Source organism: Xanthomonas sp. D-109 (assembly GCF_017746095.1).
In the GTDB taxonomy this organism is placed as follows: domain Bacteria; phylum Pseudomonadota; class Gammaproteobacteria; order Xanthomonadales; family Xanthomonadaceae; genus Xanthomonas_A; species Xanthomonas_A sacchari.
Map to the genome: position 1 here is coordinate 221,549 of NZ_JAGHWV010000003.1, position 17,561 is coordinate 239,109.

Consider the following 17,561-nt stretch of genomic DNA (forward strand, 5'->3'; position numbering starts at 1 on the left):
CGACGGCAAGAAGGGCGCTGCTGCGGAGCGAGGCGATCAGCCGACCGGCGATTCCGTATCGGGGTGCGACGATGCGAACGCCTGCTGCGCACGTCGCGCTTCCGGCCATAGCGCGTCGAAGAAGGCCGATGCCCGATAGGCGCCACCTTGCACGGCAGGCACTGTCCCGATGAAGGGGAACACCATCGCCTCGCCGCCGACAGGCAGTGCCACCAGCGCTTCCACGTTGACGCCACGGCAGCGCAACAGCGCCAGCTCGACGCTGCCGCCGGCACCCGGCGCTGGATATGCGACGATCCGCGCGAGCGCGCTGGTCAGGCGGCTCGACCAGTCGCCATGACTCAGCGACTTGACCCACAGCGGCGCGTCCTCGCTGCGGCCGATGGCGACATCGGCCACCGCCGCGACCGCATCCGGCGTCTTGGGATTGCGCAGCAGATAGCGAATGCCGGCACGCGTCGCGCTGCCAAGGCCCTGGCCGTTTGCCAGGTCCTGCAACGAGAGGTCCAGGATCGCATGCGGCGTGTCGGTAACGACCTGCTCGGCGCGCAAGCCCTGCAGGCCAGGCGGTGCGACCGAGTTCGCCAGGGCTTCGGCGACCAGTGCCATGACCTGCGGCTGCGCAGCCGGCAGGCTCTGATTGGGGACGATCTTCATGATGAGAGCTCCAGATTCAAGCGCGGGTGGTGACGGTCCAGTTCCAGGTGCCGCCATTGGGGAAGTCATCCAGGGCGACCAGCGCGGTCGCTGCGCCGGCTGGATCCTGCACCCTGACGTACGCCCGGTTCTGCAGCGTGGCGTAACCGCTGATCACCACCGCGTGGCCACCACCGCCGGCCCAGTGCACGGTGACCGCGATGGGCCTACCGGCGTCGATTTCCGTGCGGATCTCGGAGAAGGACAGCCGTCCGCTGCTGGACGTGCGGCGATGCCCCACGTGTTGCAACGCCTGGCTCTGCAACTGCGGCTGGTTGCAGACGGTGCTGCTGCCGTCGGTGCAGCAACTGTCCGCACCGGTCGCCCAGCAGGCCAGCCGGCACTGGCTGAACTCGGGATTGGGCGGCGCATAGAAGGCCGCCACCGACGACGCGACCGCGGCCCAGCACCATTGGGTCTGCAACTGCGCCTGCTGCACGAAGTCGGCGATGTCGGCATGCAAAGACCGCTGTGGCGGCACAACGATCGCTGCAGCGTCGGCGTGCGGCGCGGAAAACCCGGCCGCTTGCTCGGCCGACACGGCAGACGTCGCCCCTGCCTGTGGAAGCGACGAGGACCCGGCGGCGGTCGACGACGGCGACGCATCATCCGTGTCGGCTGCCCATGCGCCTGCCGGCGACGATGCCGAGGACGGGGCGACCGTCGAGTAGTAGCCGTGGCTCACGGTGATCGTCGAGTCGCCCTGCTGCACCTGAAACTGGCCCTGGGACAGCAGCTGTCCCTGCTTGTCGTCGTTGACGTAGTAGGCGACCGTCCACGGCGGCACATCGTCGCCGCAGTTGTGCTCCATCGTGCCGTCCTGGGCCAGCGAAAACTTGACGGGCTTCGCGCCCGGCGTACTGTCGGTGAATGCGTAGGTCAACACAGCGCCTTGCGGGATCGCGCTCTTGAAGATGAGTGTGGGTTTGTCCATGGTGATGCTCCTGCGGCATGGTTGGGGCGGATCACGGCCGTGCCGGGGTCCAGTGCAACTGCGGTTCTTCGGTCTCCTGCGACAGGTCGATCGCGACGCGGCTGCCGCTCCATGGCACAAGCGGCAACGCCGCGGTGGTGATGCCCTCCAGCGTCGCCGCCATCTGTATGGAAGATGGACGCACGACGTGTTCGGTCTGCGGCGGCACATCCAGGACAAAGGCGAACGGCGTACCGAGAAATCGGCAGCGCAGTCGCACCGGCACCGCGGTCAGATTCAGCAGCGCGACGACGCCGGCCTGCACCGGCGCCTCCTGTTCGACGACGAAACCGCGGCTGCCGCCGCCGGCCAGCATCTTGGCGACCAGCAGCGGCGTCTCGGTGCCGCTGCGGCCGATACCGCCCGCGATACGCGTGCAGATCCTGCTGGTCACCTGCGTCTGCGCATCCAGATGGCCGACCTCGATCTCGATGTCGGCACAAGCCAGGTCAGGCACGTCCAGCACGGCACCAGCCTGCAGAAGGGTGTCCCACAGCACGCGACTGTCGCAGTGGAAGCGCAGGCGTGCATCCATGCGCGTGCGATTGCGTAGCTGCAGCGGTGCGCCGCGTTCGTTCGTCATGATCGCGTCTTCCGGCGGAAATCCGGCCCGCGGGCGCAGGCCGGACGTGCGCTCAACTCAGATCGAGGGTCGCGTAGCCGCTTTCCAGATCGCTGGTGTCGGTCACGGCGGTGACGGTGGCAGTGGGGTTGCTGGTGACCACCGTGTCGGTGGTGACGCCGTTGACCACGGCATAGATGGAGAACGTATCGCCGATGTTCAGCGGCTGCACCTCGAACGAGTCGGTCACCACCACGCTCTGCAGCGCCCGTCCGTTCTTGGTGATCGTGAAGGTGACCGGGCTCAGGCAGGTCTTCTGGAACTGCAACTGGTTCGGATTGCGGCTGGCGATTTCCCGCACGTTGAACTCGTAGGTACCCTGCGAGCGGACCTGCAGCACCTGCGCCAGGAAGCCGGTGGGCCCGGACACGTCCAGCGGCGCGGAGATGTAGGTATTGCCGTCGATGACCGCGGTGGCGATCACCTGGTAGGTGTTGTCGGTCGGCACCAGCATCGTGGCATTGGGTTCGATGCCCGGAATGCGCGCGACGACCAACTGGTCCTTCGTGACCACGAACTGGGCCACGTAATTGCTGTTGTTGCGCAAGGTCATGTTTTTCATGTGTGCTCCTGGAGGATTGGACCGAAGGCGACTTGGCGTCGGCGCTGCTGCGCTTCGCAATCCCGGCGTGGCGAGAACCGACAGGGCAGACGTTAGGGGCAACGACGTCGCGATCGAAGTATCGTTACGGTATCGGCGAACGCAGATACGCTGTCGTGCACGTATCAGCACCGCTTCGACGCGCCGCAACTGCCCTGTCGATGCCCATGACCACATCAGCGCCAGCGAACTGCCGCAGGCGCCATGGCGCCAGGCCAAAGAACGCGCTGTCTTGTCGGCAGAAGGGGACGCGGAATGCGAAAAGTCACGCGTATCGGGCGCTTCGCCATCGATCCATCGCTCGCTGCGCAAGCACCACAGTTGCGACGCTTCGCACTGAATGGCGGCGGTCAGCCGACCGTGGCGAGACCCTCAGACCCGCGAGGGCGGCTCCGCCGCCCAGACATCGCATGCGGGATCGAACTCGGTCGTCGCTGCGTGCTCGGACCGCCAACCGAAGCCACAGATCGCCATGACGCTCTGGCGCATCGGATCCAGGTCCAGTGCCTTGCCGAGATCGACATCATTGATGGCAGAGGTGACGAACGCGCCCAACCCCAGATCGGTGGCAGAGAAGTACAGCGCCTGTGAGATGTGGCCGACGTCCAGAGTCAGCGCGCGATAGGCCTTCGCATGCTGGCGATACTTCCAGAACGTCCGGTTGAATCGCGGCGCCAGCAGGACCAGCACGTGAGCGTCGGCGAACCAATGCTGCCCGGCCAGCGCCACCCTCGCGAAGGTATCGATGTCCGGTCCCGGGCACGGCAGCTGGGTTAACGCGTGATCCACAGGGTGGTAGTGGTACAGGCCGGGTTCGATTCCTTCCACCCGGCGTATCAGCAGGTAGGCTTCGGTCGGGTGCAGCCCGCCGGCGGACGGCACGTTCTTCTTCAGGAACACCGTGTCGTCCTGGACCTTCAGCGTCGCCCGCGCCATCAGCACCCGCTGCAACATTCGCAGGAACAGCGCGTGCTGCAGCGGGCGAGCATCGTCGTAATTGCGACAGGTAACGCGACGCGCAAGCATGGCCTCAAAGGCGCCATCGTCCAGCCGCGGCAATGGAATCCTGGCAAGGCCGGACCCGACCTCCTGCACCTCCGGCGGCGGCGCGCCCAGCTTGCGGCGCAGGTCCGGGGCGGACACCATGCCGTTGCGTTCCATCGCAGTCACTCCGTCGATACCCTGCCAACGGCTTGCCCAGTGCGCCACGGCGGCAGCTGGCCACCAATAGGCGGACCGCAATGCCTCGTCGCGCTCGCGAAACGCGGCAGAGCGCGCGTCGTCGCCGATCAGCAGACCGCGTTCGAGCGCCCGCTCGATCGCGTCGTCCGCATGATCGGTCAACTGCGCGCGCTCAACCCATTCCGTGGGACTGACCTGGCCGAGCAGCGGCAGGTCGACCGCGTCGAGTTCGAGCTCACTATCCAGATGCGGCGCCAGGGCGACCCAGGCCAGCCGGCGACGCAATCCGGCACCACCACGAAGCAGGCTGGTCATGTCGAACGCCACATGTTCCCGCGCCTCGACAAACAGCACGGAGCAGCGTCTCACGCGCATGCATCCCTCGTTTCCGCCGTGCTTAAGTGCTGCATCGATTGGCCACATTGGAGAGATGCTGGACTGCTAGGATACCGTCGCGGACCCGATCGCTGCTGGCAGCGCCCGAGGCAACCGCACCGCCGCCATGCATACATCGCATGTCCACCAATATCGAAACAGGGGACTACACCATGACCGATCAGCCGCAGGGGCATCCGCCCTTCGATCTCGCCACCGCCCAGCAATTGCTCACGCTTCTGTCCACCGACGACGACTTCCGCGCGCTGTTCGCGCAGGATCCGGGCGCGGCGCTGCGTAGCCTCGGCTTGTCCGATCAACGCGCCGCCGCCGCGGTTGAGGAGCCGACCTGCCTGTGCACGTCGGACCTGGCGAGCAAGGAAGAAATCCAGGAAGCCCTGGAACTGCTGCTGGCCTACCTCACCGCCGAGGGCACGCATACGGTCGTTCACTGCTTCGAAGCAGGTTCCGTTGTCGCCAGCCTGACCGCCAAATAGGTCGGTAGCGCTTGCCCCGCCCAGGCGCGACGGAAGGTTGCCGCCTTCTGCCGCGCCTGGTCGGTCTGGCCCAGGCTGGCCAGGATTTCCGTGGTACTTACCACTGCTAGGTTCGCATCGGCGACATTCATCGATTGGAGGGCCAATCCACCGATCGGTTCGATGTACGCCAGGCCGCGGCGCGCGACCAACCAGTCGTTTTCGGCCAGGGCCTGCTTCTTCTCGCCGGCCGCGAGCAACGCGTCGCGCAGGCTGACGTGGAGTTGATACGGCTCCCGGCCATCGATCTGTTCACGCAACAAGGCGACCGCGCGCTCGGGATTTCCGCTATCGACGAACTGCTGCGCCCGCAGCAGGGACAGCAGCTTGATCATCGGCGGGAAGCCAGACTGCGTGACCAGCGAAGCGAGCTGCGCAGCGTGGACGTCGTACAGCGTGTGGTCGCCGCTGCGCTGGGCCAGGCGGATCGCCGACATCGCCACGATCACAAGATCGTCGCGATCGCCAGCGTCGCCGTGGACCGCACGCTCCAGCGCTTCGTCAGCGATCCGCGCCAGCATCGCCCGATCCACCGTCCGCGGATCGGTGACGAAGGCGACCGCCTGCTGCGCGATCTGCAGGGGATAGCGGATCACCGGCTCGGCATCCGCCGACGCAGCCACCGCCGCCTGCGCGGCGGCGGCGGCATCGCCCAAGCGCCCCTGGTCCAAGGGAATGGAAATCTGTTCGAAGTGGTCGGTCAACGCTGCTCCTGACGCCGCCAGTGCCGCCATGATCCTGCCAGCTGCCGGATAGTCCTTCATCGCAGCGAACGCAGCGGCGTGGCGTCGGGTTGCGGGATAGCCACCAAGTTCCTCGGCCTGTTTGAAGGCGTTCAGCGCGTCGCCGTAACGGCCCTGCGCCAGGTAGATGCGACCCTGCAATTCCAACGCCACGTCGCGCAGCGGATTCTGCGGCACCGCGAACTTCTGCACGCTATGCTCGGCGGAAGCGTAATTGCCCTCGGTGAACTCGTCCCAGGCGAACTGCGCCGCGCCGGCGTAGTAGTCCGGATACAATTCCGACAGCATCTTCCACTTCTGCTTGGCCTGCCGCCACGGGTACGGCCCCAGTTCGCTCGCCCACGCATCCAGGTATAGCGCATCGCGCTCGGACAGATGGTCGCGCAGGGCCATGGCCTTGGCCAGGTACTGCAACGCCGCGCGATTGTTGGCGGTGGAGATCTCGACCCGCATCGATCCCATGTAGGCCAGTGCGAAGTCCTTGTCGATCTCCGCCGCCTTGACGAAGTACTGATCGGCGGATCGGAAATCACGCCGAGTGAAGTACTTCATCGCGATCGCATAGGCCTTCAAAGCGTCCAGGCTGCTGGTGGTGACGCTGGGCAGCGGAGGCGAATTCTTCCTGATGACCTCCTCGCCTTCGCCCAACTGCTCGCGCAGCGAAGCGGTCACCGCGTCGATGGACGCCAGCACCGAGCCAGCGCCGCGGCCGTCGCGGGACTCGGCATAGACGGTCGCCTGCGTACGCGGATCGACCACCTCCGCGCTCACGCGCACCCGCCCGCCGACCTCCGACACCGTGGCGAGCAGCACGGCGCGCGCGCCGTCGCGCTGCGCGATCTCCGAGGCCGTGGCGCGATCAAGTGGCGTGTGCTCCGGATCGCGGCGCATCCGCGTGAGCGTATCGCGCACCTTCAGATCACTGAGCACATTGACGTAGCGCGACTGCTCCAGGCTGATGCGAAAGGCCTGCTGCAGCGAATCGTCCAACGCCACATCGCCCGTCAGATTCCGCAGATCCCCCACCACCACCCAGTCGCGTTCGGCGAAGGCGATGGCCGGCTGCGGGCGGGTGACGAACCAGGCGCCGAGCGCGAACGCGGCGATCAGCGCGGCCTCCGCCGCCAGCGCCGCCGGCCGCCGCCACAGCGGGATGTCGCGCCAGGCCTTGGGCGTGGGCTTGGGCGCGCGCAGCGGGGTGTGGCCGATCTCGCCGACTTCGTAGATCTCCAGCGGGGTCGGCACGCCCTTGAAGCGCCAGCGGCCGTGCGATTTCCACAACAGGCGCTCGCCGCGCTCGCCCAGTTCGCGGGCGGCGCGGTGGGTCAGCGACTCGGCCACCGCCGACAGCAGGATCTGCCCGGGCCGGGCCAGGGTCATCAGCCGCGCCGCGGTCGGCTTGGCCAGGCCTTCCACCTCCAGCGGCTTGGCGCCCACCTGCACGGCAGCGTCGCTGTTGCGCCAGGTCAGCACTTCGCCCACGTGCAGGCCGGCGCGCACCTTCAGGTCGAGCTTGCGCTGCGTGCCCAGCTCGCGCAGGCCGCGGCTGTAGTCCAGGGCGAAGCCGAGGCCGTCGATCGGCCGTTCGAACAACAGCAGCAGGCCGTCGGAACGGTCGATCAGGCGCCCGCGCCAGCGCTGCTGCAGTTCCAGCACCAGCGAGTCGTGCCGCTTGAACAGCTCGGCCGCGTTGGCGTCGCCGAGTTTTTCCACCAGCGCCACCGAGTCGCACAGGTCGGTCAGCAGCAGGGTGCGCAGCTGCGGGACCTCGGGCGGCGGTGCGATGGCGTCGGTCATGGCGGCGGCTCGGCGGGACGCGGTGGCTCAGCAGTTGGCGGAGGCGAGATCGTGCCAGTACAGGCGGTTGCCGCCCTGGCGCTTGGCCTCGTACAGCGCCGCATCGGCGTTGGCGTACCAGTCGTTCCAGTCCGAGTGCGGATCGACCCGGCTGATGCCGATGCTGACCGGGCAGATGTGCGGCGCCGGGTGCGGCACGCCCAGCAGGTTCTGCACGGTGGCGAGCACGAACTCGCCGATGCGGCGCAGGTCCTCGACGTTGCCGGCGGCCACCAGCAGGCAGAACTCGTCGCCGCCCAGGCGGCAGGCGATGTCGTCCGGCCCGGCCACCGAGCGCAGGATGTTGGCGACGTTCTGCAGCACGCGGTCGCCGACCAGGTGGCCGTGGGCGTCGTTGATGTGCTTGAAGCGGTCGCAGTCGATCAGCAACAGGCCCGGGCCGGGCGAGCGGCCGTCGCGGCGGCACTCCTGCAGGCGCAGGATCAGCCCGCGGCGGTTGTGCAGGCCGGTGAGTTCGTCGGTGCGCACCAGCTCTTCGGTCTGGCTCAGCTGGTGGGTGGTGGCGTAGAGGTTGTCCAGCGCCGCTTCCAGGTCGCGGTTGCGCCGGCGCAGCTGGCGGATCAGGGTCTGCTCGTTCATCACCACGCGCACGATCGTGCGGCGCAGGAAGTAGGCGACCACGCCCGGGTCGCGCTCGACCAGGCGCTGGAAGTCGTCGTGATCCAGTTCCACCAGCGCGCCGTCGCTGGCGGCCAGCGCGTCGGCGCTGCGCATGTGGTTGCCGATCAGCAGGCCCAGCTCGCCGAAGAATTCGCCGTGGCCCAGGTGCTTGACCACCAGGTCCTCGCCGAAATCCAGATCGATCACGCCGCTGGTGATCACGAACATGGCGCTGCCGCCGTCGCCGCGGCGGAACAGCACGTCGCCGGCGCGCACCGTGCGGGCGCGGCCGAATTCGGAAAACAGGCGCAGTTCCGCGGCGGTCAGCACCGCCACCTCGTTCGGCTTCGGAGCGACCGCAGCATTGGAAATTGTGCCGCGTGCGGTGGATGCGGCGCTGTCGCAGCTCATCCGGCCCCCTAATCTGACGTCGCTGGCCCCTGTCTGCGGAGCATATCACCTACACATGGCGCTCACGATACGTTTCACAGCCAATCTCGTGCCCGCAAGAGACATGCAAGGCCTTGCCGCATGGATCTGTCGCACGCGGTAGACATCTTCCGGCCGCCGCCGCGGCGCGGGCAAAAAAAGCCCGGGCGAACCCGGGCTTCCCACCTCCTGCCAGGGAGGGGCGATCGATCGGCGCCTGGCTGCAGGTCAGGCCGCCTTCTCGCCATGGAACTGTTCTTCCTCGGTCGAGCCGGTCAGCGCGGTGGTCGAGGACTGGCCCTGCTGGATCGCCTGGGTCACCGCATCGAAGTAGCCGGTGCCGACCTCGCGCTGGTGCTTGACCGCGGTGAAGCCGCGGTCGGCGGCGGCGAACTCGGCCTCCTGCAGTTCGACGAAGGCGCTCATCTGCCGGCGCGCGTAGCCGTGCGCCAGGTTGAACATCGAGTAGTTCAGCGCATGGAAGCCGGCCAGGGTGATGAACTGGAACTTGTAGCCGTAGCTGGCGATCTCGCGCTGGAACTTGGCGATGGTGGCGTCGTCCAGGTTCTTCTTCCAGTTGAAGCTGGGCGAGCAGTTGTAGGCCAGCAGCTTGCCGGGGAACTTGGCATGGATGGCCTCGGCGAACTTGCGCGCGAACTCCAGGTCCGGCTTGCCGGTCTCGCACCAGATCAGGTCGGCGTAGGGCGCGTAGGCCAGGCCGCGGCTGATCGCCTGGTCCAGGCCCTTGCGGGTACGGAAGAAGCCCTCGACGGTGCGCTCGCCGGTGGTGAACGGGCGGTCGTTCGGGTCGATGTCGCTGGTCACCAGGTCGGCGGCCTCGGCGTCGGTACGCGCCACCAGCAGGGTCGGCACGCCCATCACGTCGGCAGCCAGGCGCGCGGCGTTCAACTTCTCGATCGCCTCGCGGGTCGGCACCAGCACCTTGCCGCCCATGTGCCCGCACTTCTTGACCGAGGCCAGCTGGTCCTCGAAGTGCACGCCGGCCGCGCCGGCCTCGATCATCGCCTTCATCAGCTCGAAGGCGTTGAGCACGCCGCCGAAGCCGGCCTCGGCGTCGGCCACGATCGGCTGCAGGAAGTCGATCTCGTCCTTGCCCTCGGCGTGGTGCAACTGGTCGGCGCGCAGCAGGGTGTTGTTGATGCGCTTGACCACCGCCGGCACCGAGTCGGCCGGGTACAGCGACTGGTCCGGGTACATCTGCCCGGCCAGGTTGGCGTCGGCGGCGACCTGCCAGCCGGACAGGTAGATGGCGTTGAGCCCGGCCTTGACCTGCTGCATCGCCTGGTTGCCGGTCAGCGCGCCCAGCGCGTTGACGAATTCCTTCTCGTGCAGGTACTTCCACAGCTTCTCGGCACCGAGCCGGGCCAGCGAATGCTCCACGTGCACCGTGCCGCGCAGGCGCACCACGTCGGCGGCGGTGTAGTTGCGGGTGATCCCGGCCCAGCGCGGATCGGTGTCCCAGTCGCGCTGGATCTGTTCGGCGGTCTGCAACGTGGTGCTCATCTGGCGTTCTCCTCGAAAAATGGATGCAGCGATGAAACGGTGGGGGGTGTGCCGGATAACGAGCTTGGAAGGCTCGGCAGGGATCAGACACAGGGACATCGCTTCCACGATTCCCCATTCCCGACTCCCCACTCCCGGCTTCCAATCAATCGATCAACTGATAGGCCGGCAAGGTCAGGAAGTCGGCCAGTTCCTCGTCGCGGGTCAGGCGGTCGAGCAAGGCGATGGCCTCGTCCACCCGCGCCCCGCCCGGCAGCAGCGCGCGCTCGCCCAGCCGTGCCGGCAACTGCCGCAGGCAGGCGTCGAACAGGGCGAAGTCGATGGCGGTGCCGTCGTCCAGGTGCAGGCCGCCCACGTGCAGCCACTGCCACAACTGGCTGCGGCTGATCTCGGCGGTGGCGGCGTCCTCCATCAGGTGGTGGATCGGCACGCAGCCGTTGCCGTCCAGCCACGCCGCCAGGTAGCGCACGCACACTTCGATGTTGCCCTCGAAGCCGGCGCGGGTGATGGTGCCGGTGGACGGGGCGATCAGCGTGTCGCGGTCGGCCTGCACGTCCTCGCGGCGCACCGCATGCTGGTTCGGCGTGCGCATGTGTTCGTCGAACACCGCACGGGCGATCGGGATCAGCGCCGGGTGCGCCACCCAGGTGCCGTCGTGGCCGGCGGTGACCTCGCGCAGTTTGTCCGCGCGCACCCGCGCCATCGCCTGTTCGTTGGCCGCCTCATCGTGGCTGATCGGGATCTGCGCGGCCATGCCGCCCATCGCATGCGCGCCACGACGGTGGCAGGTGCGGATCAGCAGTTCCGAGTAGGCCTTCAGGAACGGCTGGGTCATGGTCACCTGGCCGCGCTCGGGCAGCACCCGGTCCGGATGCCGGCGGAAGGTCTTCAGGTAGGAAAAGATGTAGTCCCAGCGGCCGCAGTTCAGGCCGACGATGCGCCCGCGCAGCGCGTGCAGGATCTCGTCCATCTCGAACACCGCCGGCAGCGTCTCGATCAGCACGGTGACCTTGATCTGGCCCTGCGGCAGGCCGAGCATGTCCTCGATGTGGGCCAGCGCGGTTTCCCACAGCGCCGCTTCCTCCATCGACTGCAGCTTGGGCAGGTACAGGTACGGGCCGCGGTCCTTGGCCTGCAGCGCGCGGCCGTTGTGGAAGGCGAACAGCGCCGCATCGAACAGACCGCCGGCCAGCGGCTGGCCGTCGACCAGCACGTGCTTCTCGTCCAGGTGCCAGCCGCGCGGGCGCACGATCAGCACTGCCTGTTCCTCGTAGGGACGCAGCGCATAGCGCTTGCCCGGGCTGCCGTCGCGCGCGGCCGGCGCGGTGAAGGTCAGCGTCCCGGCCACCGCCTCGGCCAGCGCGCGCTGGCCGGCGACCAGGTTGCGCCAAGTCGGCGCGGTCGAGTCCTCGAAGTCGGCCATGTACACCTTGGCGCCGGAGTTCAGCGCGTTGATGACCATCTTCGGATCGGTCGGGCCGGTGATCTCGACCCGGCGGTCCTGCAGCGCCTCGGGCAGCGGCGCCACCTGCCAGTCGCCCTCGCGGATCGCGCGGGTGTCGTCGCGGAAGTCCGGCAGGCCGCCGGCGTCGAAGAAGGCCTGGCGCTCGCGCCGCGCCGCCAGCCGCGCCTGCCGCTCCGGCTCGATCGCCCGGTGCAGCGACACCAGCAGGGCCAGCAGCGGCGGCGGCAGCAGGGCGTCCTGGCCGGCCAGCGAGGTGGTCAGGGCGATCCCCGGCGTGGAACGCGTGGGGTCTGGAGCGACAGCGAAAGCGGGGGCGGACATGTGGGGATTCCTCGATGTTTCCGGGGCTCCACCGTGCTGCCGGCGCATGTATTTGACAAAGCAGTTTTGTCAATGCTTTATATAAGTGGGACTTATATCCATCACGTCATGGCCACGGGCAGCACTGCAACCCCGCGATTTCCTTACAAATCCGACCGGCTCAAACCGCTGCGCGCGTTCTGCCAGACGGTGCGGCTGGGCGCGGTGTCGCGGGCCGCGGAGGCCTTGTTCGTCAGCCAGCCGGCGGTGACCCTGCAGTTGCAGGCGCTGGAACGGGAGCTGGGGGTGGTGCTGTTCGAGCGCAGCGGCCGGCGCCTGGTGCCCAGTCGCGAGGGCCAGTTGCTGTACGAGATGGCGCAGCCGCTGGTGGAGAGCCTGGACCGGCTGGAGGCGGACTTCCGCGAGAAGGCGCGCGGGCTGGACGCCGGCGAGCTCAATGTCGCCGCCAACAGTTCCACCATCCTCTATCTGCTGCCGAAGATCGTGGAGGCCTTCCGTGCACGCCACCCGCAGGTGCGGCTGACCCTGCACAACGCGATCAGCGCCGACGGCACCGACCTGCTGCGCGAGGACGCGGTGGACCTGGCGGTCGGCTCCATGCTCGATGTCCCCGCCGACCTCAGCTACGCCCCGGTGTACCGGTTCGAACAGTTGCTGATCGCCCCGCACGACCATCCGCTGGCGCGCAAGCCGAAGCTGACCCTGGAAGACCTGTCGCCCTACCCGCTGATCCTGCCGCCGCGGCGCCAGGTCACCTACCGCCTGGTCGACCTGGTGTTCCAGCAGGCACGCGTGCCCTACACCGTGGCGCTGGAGGTCGGCGGCTGGGAAGTGATCAAGCAGTACGTGGCGATGGGCATGGGCGTCTCCATTGTCAGTTCGATCTGCCTCACCGACGCCGACCGCGCGCGCCTGGCCACCCGCGCGCTGGGCGACTACTTCCCGGCGCGCAGCTACGGCGTGGTGGTGCGCAAGGGCAAGTACCTGTCGCCGCAGGCGCGCGCCTTCATCGAGCTGATCCAGCCGGACCTGTTCACCCCGCGCGGCTACGACGAGAGCGGGCCGTCGGAGCGGTAGAGACGCCACACCCGCGCTCCGCAGCGGCACCACCGGGCTCTGCTACCGTGGCGGCACGCCCGCTGCACACCACCGACCGCCCGTGTCCCTGCCCTCCCGCTACGCCGAAGCCGACGCACCACCGGCGCTGCGCGACCGCCTGCGCTGCAGTTGGCGTTTCCGCCAGGGCGAGGCCGACACCGCCGCGACGCAGGTGCTGCCCGACGGTTGCGTCGACCTGATCTGGGACGGCCGCGCGTTGTTCGTCGCCGGACCGGATCGCCGCGCCACTGACGCCACGTTGGCGCCTGGCAGTGTGCTCAGCGGCGTGCGCCTGGCGGCAGGGGCCGGCGCCAGCCTGCTCGGTGTACCGCTGCAGGCCATCGCCGACCAGCGCGTGCCGCTGGACGCGCTGTGGGGCGTCCGCGGCCGCGACTGGCAGGCACGGCTGGAGGATGCCGCCGATCCGCTGGCGGCCTTGCACGCGCTGTGCGCCAGCCGCCCGCTGCAGGCCGACCGCGCGATGGCCTGGCTGTTCGCGCAACTCGCCGGCGCGACGCCGCCGCGGCTGGCCGCATTGACAGCCGCGCTGGGCGTCAGCGAACGCACCCTGCGGCGACGCAGCCACGCCGCGTTCGGCTACGGCGCCAAGACCCTGGAGCGCATCCTGCGCCTGCAGCGCTTCCTGGGTCTGGCGCGCCAGCATCCCAGCCTGACCGCGGCGGCGCTGGAGGCCGGCTACGGCGACGCCCCGCACCTGGTGCGCGACAGCCGGCAACTGACCGGCCTGAGCCCGCGCGAGCTGGTGCAGCGGCACGCGCGCTGACTTGGCCTGCGACGTCGCCACGCAGCGCGGCGGCGCCGCCACGGCATCGTCCCTGAAGCCTCGTGTGGCGCCGTTTGTTACCGTGCCGACAGACGCGGACCCGAGGTGATACATGGCCAGAGATCCAGGCTTGGAACACATGCTGCGCGACGCGCTCCAAGCGCGGCCGGGCCTGACCGAGAAAGCGATGTTCGGCGGCTGGGCCTGGCTGCTGCACGGCCACCTGCTGTGCGGCGCACGCGACGACGGCGTGCTAGTGCGGCTCGGCAAGGGAAACGACGGATGGGCGTTGGCGATCCCCGGCATCGTGCCGATGCTGTCGCGCGGCCGGGCCATGGCGGGCTGGATCAGGGTCGCGCCAGAGACCTTCGCCGACGACGCGCTCGCCGCGCGCCTGCTGCGCGAGGCAACCGCCTTCGTGCGCACGCTGCCGCCGAAGTGAGCGCAGTGCCGGCCTTCCCAGGCCGGCCGCGCGCGGCGTCGGCGCGACGTCGCTGCAGGAAACCGGCGTGTCGCTCGACCGAAGCAGGACGCCGCCGCTCGCCAACGGCGGCACGCATGCTGGCCGTTTTCGCCAAGCCGGCGCCGCCCCGGCGATGGATACTGGCGGCTCGTCCACAGGAGCCGCCCATGTCCCGCGCCGAGCAGCATCACCGCATCGACTATCTGGAATTCGCCGTCGCCTCGATCGCCGCGGCCAAGGCCTTCTACGGCCAGGCCTTCGACTGGACCTTCCAGGACTACGGCCCGGACTACTGCGAATTCCGCGACGGCCGCCTGAGCGGCGGCTTCTTCCACGGCACGCCGCAAGCCGGCGGCGCCCTGGTGGTGCTGTACTCCCACGATCTCGCCGCGACCCAGGCCCGCATCGAGGCCGCCGGCGGCCGCATCGTGCGCCCGGTGTTCGCGTTTCCGGGCGGACACCGCTTCCACTTCGCCGACCGCGACGGCTACGAACTGGCAGTGTGGTGCGAGGGCTGATGCCCGCTGCGCACGCGCGGCGATGCGGACGGGCTAGTCCGGATCCCGCGCGTAATGCCCCAGGAACATGTCCGTCGCCGACGCGGCGACCTCGGATTGCTGCTCAGGGCTGAGCGGCGGCTGGCCCATGCTCAACTGCGGCCAGAACGCGAAGCCCTTGATCAGCGCATGCAACTGCTGCGCGGCGAACTCGGGCTGCAGCGGCTTGAGCCGCCCATCGGCCAGGGCCGCGCGCAACCAGACCAGGGTACCCTCCTCCTTGCTGCCCAGGCGCGCGACCAGGTCGCGCGCACGCTCGGGCGCGCGCAGGCCTTCGACCATCGCCATCCGCGACAGGCCCAGGAAGGCGGGATCGTCGAACATCTGCAGCTTCTGCTGCAGCAACTGCAGCAGTTGCGCGCGCAGCGGCCGCTGCGGATCGTAGGGCACGCCGACCGTGTCCAGACTGCGCTGCCAGAGCTGCACCAGGATCTCGTCGAACAGCGCGTCCTTGCTGGGGAAATGGTTGTAGACGGTGCGCTTGGACACGCCGGCGCTGGCCGCGATGCGGTCCATGCTGGTGGCCTCGAAGCCATGGCCATGGAACTCGGCGATCGCCGCCTCCAGGATCGCCTGGCGCTTGCGCTCGGTCAGCCGTGCCGATGCGGGTGTGGAAAGAGAAGCCATGGGCAGATGTTACACCGACCAGTTTACTTTCACGAAAAGGAAACTACACTGTGTAGTGTAATTCTCGCGCTCGTCTTCCAAGGATTGCTGCCATGTACGCGTCCGCTTCCTCGCTGTCCCCTGTTCCGCCCGCGCATCTGGCGTCGCCGCAGTACCGCCACGGCCGCTTCCGCAACGCCACCCCGGGCACCAGCGGCGCGCCCGGCCTGGCCGGGACCCTGCGGATCCTGTGGCATCTGCTGACCCGCAAGTCGCCCGAGGCGGTGCCCGCGCAGCCGCTGCCGGTGCTGCCGTTGACCGCCGCACAGTTGCTGGCGGCGCCCGACCGCAGCCTGTACCGGCTTGGCCATTCCACGGTGCTGCTCAAGCTGCGCGAGCGCTTGTGGCTGACCGACCCGGTGTTCTCCGAGCGCGCCTCGCCGTTTCCGTTCGCCGGCCCACGCCGCTTCCACGCACCGCCGATCGCGCTGGACGCGTTGCCGCCGATCGCCGGGGTGATCCTCTCGCACGATCACTACGACCACCTGGACCGCGCCAGCATCCGCCGCCTCGCCGAGCGCGTCGGGACCTTCGTGACCCCGCTGGGCGTGGGCGACCTGCTGCAGCGCTGGGGCGTGGCCGCGGACAAGATCCGGCAACTGGACTGGTGGCAGTCGACCACGGTGGACGGGGTGACGCTGACCGCCACCCCGGCGCAGCATTTCTCCGGCCGCGGCATGTTCGACCGCGGGCGCCGGCTGTGGTGTTCGTGGGCGATCGAGACGCCCGACCTGAAGCTGTTCTTCAGCGGCGACGGCGGCTACTCCGACGGCTTCAAGGCGATCGGCGAGCGGCTGGGGCCCTTCGATGTGAGCCTGATCGAGAACGGTGCCTACGACGTCGACTGGCCGCACGTGCACATGCAGCCGGAGCAGACTCTGCAGGCGCATCTGGACATCGGTGGACACACGCTGCTGCCGATCCACAACGGCACCTTCGACCTGGCCATGCACGCCTGGCACGAACCCTTCGAACGCCTCGCGGCACTGGCCGACGCCGCCGGCGTGGCGCTGGCCACACCGCGCATGGGCGAGCGCGTCGACCTGGCGCAGCCCGCGCACGGCGAGCGCTGGTGGCGCGCACTGGCGCAGGGGGTGTCGCTGTGAGCCACTGGACCCTGTCCGACCTGCCGTCGCAGCGCGACAAGATCGCCATCGTCACCGGTGCCAGCCCTGGCGGCCTCGGCTACGAGACCGCGCTGGCCCTGGCCGGCGCGGGCGCCAGCGTAGTGCTGGCCGCCCGCAACCCGGGCAAGGGCAAGGCTGCGCGGCAGGCGATCCTGGCCGCACATCCGGCGGCCGACGTGCGCGTGGAAGCCCTGGACCTGGCGCAGCTCGCATCGGTAGCCGCCTTCGCCGAGCGCATCGCGGCGCGCTCCCCGCGGCTGGATCTGCTGATCAACAACGCCGGGGTGATGGCGCCGCCGCAGCGGCAGACCACCGCCGACGGCCTGGAACTGCAGTTCGGCAGCAACTACCTCGGCCACTTCGCACTGACCGCGCAGCTGCTGCCGCTGCTGCGCGCCGCGCCGGAAGCACGGGTGGTGAACCTCTCGAGCCTGGCGCATCGCCAAGGCCGCATCCACTTCGACGACCTGCAGTGCGAACGTCCCTACCGGCCGTGGAAGGCCTATGGGCAATCCAAGCTGGCGATGCTGATGTTTTCGCTGGAACTGCAGCGGCGCAGCGACGCGCAGGGCTGGGGCGTGCGCGCGCTGGCCGCGCATCCCGGCTTCGCGCAGACGGCGCTGATCGCCAATGGCCCGGCGGTCGACGGTCGCCGCACCGCGATCGGCGCGGCGACCCAGTGGCTGGGCGCATGGATCACCCAGTCCGCCGCCGCCGGTGCGCTGCCCACGCTCTACGCCGCCACCTCGCCGAACGCCCAGCCCGGCGGGTACTACGGGCCCGACGGCCTGTTCGAGCTGACAGGCGACCCGGCTCCGGCCAGGATCGCCCGGCAGGCGCGCGACCCGCAGGTGGCCGCGCGGTTGTGGGAGGTGGCGTGCACGCTGGCTGGCGTGGCGTTCTGACTGCACCGCGGCGCCAGCAGGGCGCCTTCGTAGGAGC

17 protein-coding genes are annotated in these 17,561 nt (G+C 69.0%); 7 read left to right on the forward strand and 10 right to left on the reverse strand.

Going from position 1 to position 17,561, the window contains the following annotated elements; translation table 11 throughout:
* Positions 1-36 precede the first annotated feature (36 nt).
* From J7357_RS05440 to J7357_RS05460, 5 genes are all read right to left on the reverse strand, one after another.
* Entirely contained in the window at positions 37-657 is a 621-nt protein-coding gene (locus J7357_RS05440) for a hypothetical protein (RefSeq protein WP_209245284.1), read from the reverse strand.
* Between the two features lie 16 nt (positions 658-673).
* Positions 674-1,630 carry a papain-like cysteine protease family protein gene (locus J7357_RS05445; protein ID WP_209245285.1) on the reverse strand — a complete coding sequence of 319 codons (957 nt, stop codon included), beginning with the start codon at positions 1,628-1,630 and terminating at the stop codon, positions 674-676.
* Positions 1,631-1,661: 31 nt separating this feature from the next.
* Positions 1,662-2,252 (reverse strand): hypothetical protein, encoded by a 591-nt coding sequence (locus J7357_RS05450; protein ID WP_209245286.1) that lies wholly within the window; start codon positions 2,250-2,252, stop codon positions 1,662-1,664.
* A 52-nt stretch (positions 2,253-2,304) separates the two neighbouring features.
* Positions 2,305-2,853, reverse strand: coding sequence for a hypothetical protein (locus tag J7357_RS05455; protein ID WP_209245287.1), 549 nt, complete (start codon positions 2,851-2,853; stop codon positions 2,305-2,307).
* 411 nt (positions 2,854-3,264) lie between these two features.
* Entirely contained in the window at positions 3,265-4,449 is a 1,185-nt protein-coding gene (locus tag J7357_RS05460; RefSeq protein WP_209245288.1) for a putative peptide maturation dehydrogenase, read from the reverse strand.
* 140 nt (positions 4,450-4,589) lie between these two features.
* Between J7357_RS05460 and J7357_RS05465 the strand changes: the two genes are divergently transcribed.
* Positions 4,590-4,946, forward strand: coding sequence for an NHLP-related RiPP peptide (locus J7357_RS05465; protein ID WP_019799789.1), 357 nt, complete (start codon positions 4,590-4,592; stop codon positions 4,944-4,946).
* Here J7357_RS05465 and J7357_RS05470 read toward each other — a convergent pair.
* The 4 genes from J7357_RS05470 to aceB all read right to left on the reverse strand — a co-directional run bounded on the left by J7357_RS05470 (position 4,898) and on the right by aceB (position 11,924).
* A complete protein-coding gene (locus J7357_RS05470) occupies positions 4,898-7,525 on the reverse strand; it encodes a putative peptide modification system cyclase (protein WP_209245289.1) in 2,628 nt (875 codons plus the stop codon). The genes J7357_RS05465 and J7357_RS05470 overlap by 49 nt on opposite strands.
* Positions 7,526-7,552: 27 nt before the next feature.
* Positions 7,553-8,596 (reverse strand): GGDEF domain-containing protein, encoded by a 1,044-nt coding sequence (locus J7357_RS05475; protein WP_209245290.1) that lies wholly within the window; start codon positions 8,594-8,596, stop codon positions 7,553-7,555.
* A 246-nt stretch (positions 8,597-8,842) separates the two neighbouring features.
* Complete coding sequence (aceA, locus tag J7357_RS05480; RefSeq protein WP_209245291.1) at positions 8,843-10,138, reverse strand: isocitrate lyase; 1,296 nt, start codon at positions 10,136-10,138, stop codon at positions 8,843-8,845.
* 145 nt (positions 10,139-10,283) lie between these two features.
* Positions 10,284-11,924, reverse strand: a complete 1,641-nt coding sequence (gene aceB, locus J7357_RS05485; RefSeq protein ID WP_209245292.1) for a malate synthase A — start codon at positions 11,922-11,924, stop codon at positions 10,284-10,286.
* A 108-nt stretch (positions 11,925-12,032) separates the two neighbouring features.
* Between aceB and J7357_RS05490 the strand changes: the two genes are divergently transcribed.
* The 4 genes from J7357_RS05490 (at position 12,033) to J7357_RS05505 (ending at position 14,787) form a co-directional block, all read left to right on the forward strand.
* The gene (locus J7357_RS05490) at positions 12,033-13,001 is read left to right on the forward strand and encodes a LysR family transcriptional regulator (RefSeq protein WP_152235722.1); all 969 of its coding nucleotides are present in this window, start codon (positions 12,033-12,035) and stop codon (positions 12,999-13,001) included.
* Between the two features lie 82 nt (positions 13,002-13,083).
* Positions 13,084-13,806, forward strand: a complete 723-nt coding sequence (locus tag J7357_RS05495; RefSeq protein ID WP_209245293.1) for a DUF6597 domain-containing transcriptional factor — start codon at positions 13,084-13,086, stop codon at positions 13,804-13,806.
* Between the two features lie 139 nt (positions 13,807-13,945).
* Positions 13,946-14,248 carry a TfoX/Sxy family protein gene (locus J7357_RS05500; RefSeq protein WP_244667310.1) on the forward strand — a complete coding sequence of 101 codons (303 nt, stop codon included), beginning with the start codon at positions 13,946-13,948 and terminating at the stop codon, positions 14,246-14,248.
* A 188-nt stretch (positions 14,249-14,436) separates the two neighbouring features.
* Positions 14,437-14,787: a VOC family protein gene (locus J7357_RS05505; RefSeq protein ID WP_209245295.1), complete on the forward strand. Its 351-nt coding sequence runs from the start codon at positions 14,437-14,439 to the stop codon at positions 14,785-14,787.
* Positions 14,788-14,820: 33 nt separating this feature from the next.
* Here J7357_RS05505 and J7357_RS05510 read toward each other — a convergent pair whose 3' ends face one another.
* Positions 14,821-15,453 (reverse strand): TetR/AcrR family transcriptional regulator, encoded by a 633-nt coding sequence (locus J7357_RS05510; protein ID WP_209245296.1) that lies wholly within the window; start codon positions 15,451-15,453, stop codon positions 14,821-14,823.
* Positions 15,454-15,545: 92 nt separating this feature from the next.
* On the opposite strand from J7357_RS05510, the gene J7357_RS05515 reads away from it, so the two are divergent.
* Together J7357_RS05515 and J7357_RS05520 are read left to right on the forward strand one after the other, a co-directional pair.
* Entirely contained in the window at positions 15,546-16,598 is a 1,053-nt protein-coding gene (locus J7357_RS05515; protein ID WP_209245297.1) for an MBL fold metallo-hydrolase, read from the forward strand.
* Positions 16,595-17,524 carry an oxidoreductase gene (locus tag J7357_RS05520; protein WP_209245298.1) on the forward strand — a complete coding sequence of 310 codons (930 nt, stop codon included), beginning with the start codon at positions 16,595-16,597 and terminating at the stop codon, positions 17,522-17,524. The genes J7357_RS05515 and J7357_RS05520 overlap by 4 nt, the downstream gene beginning before the upstream one ends.
* Positions 17,525-17,561 lie beyond the last annotated feature (37 nt).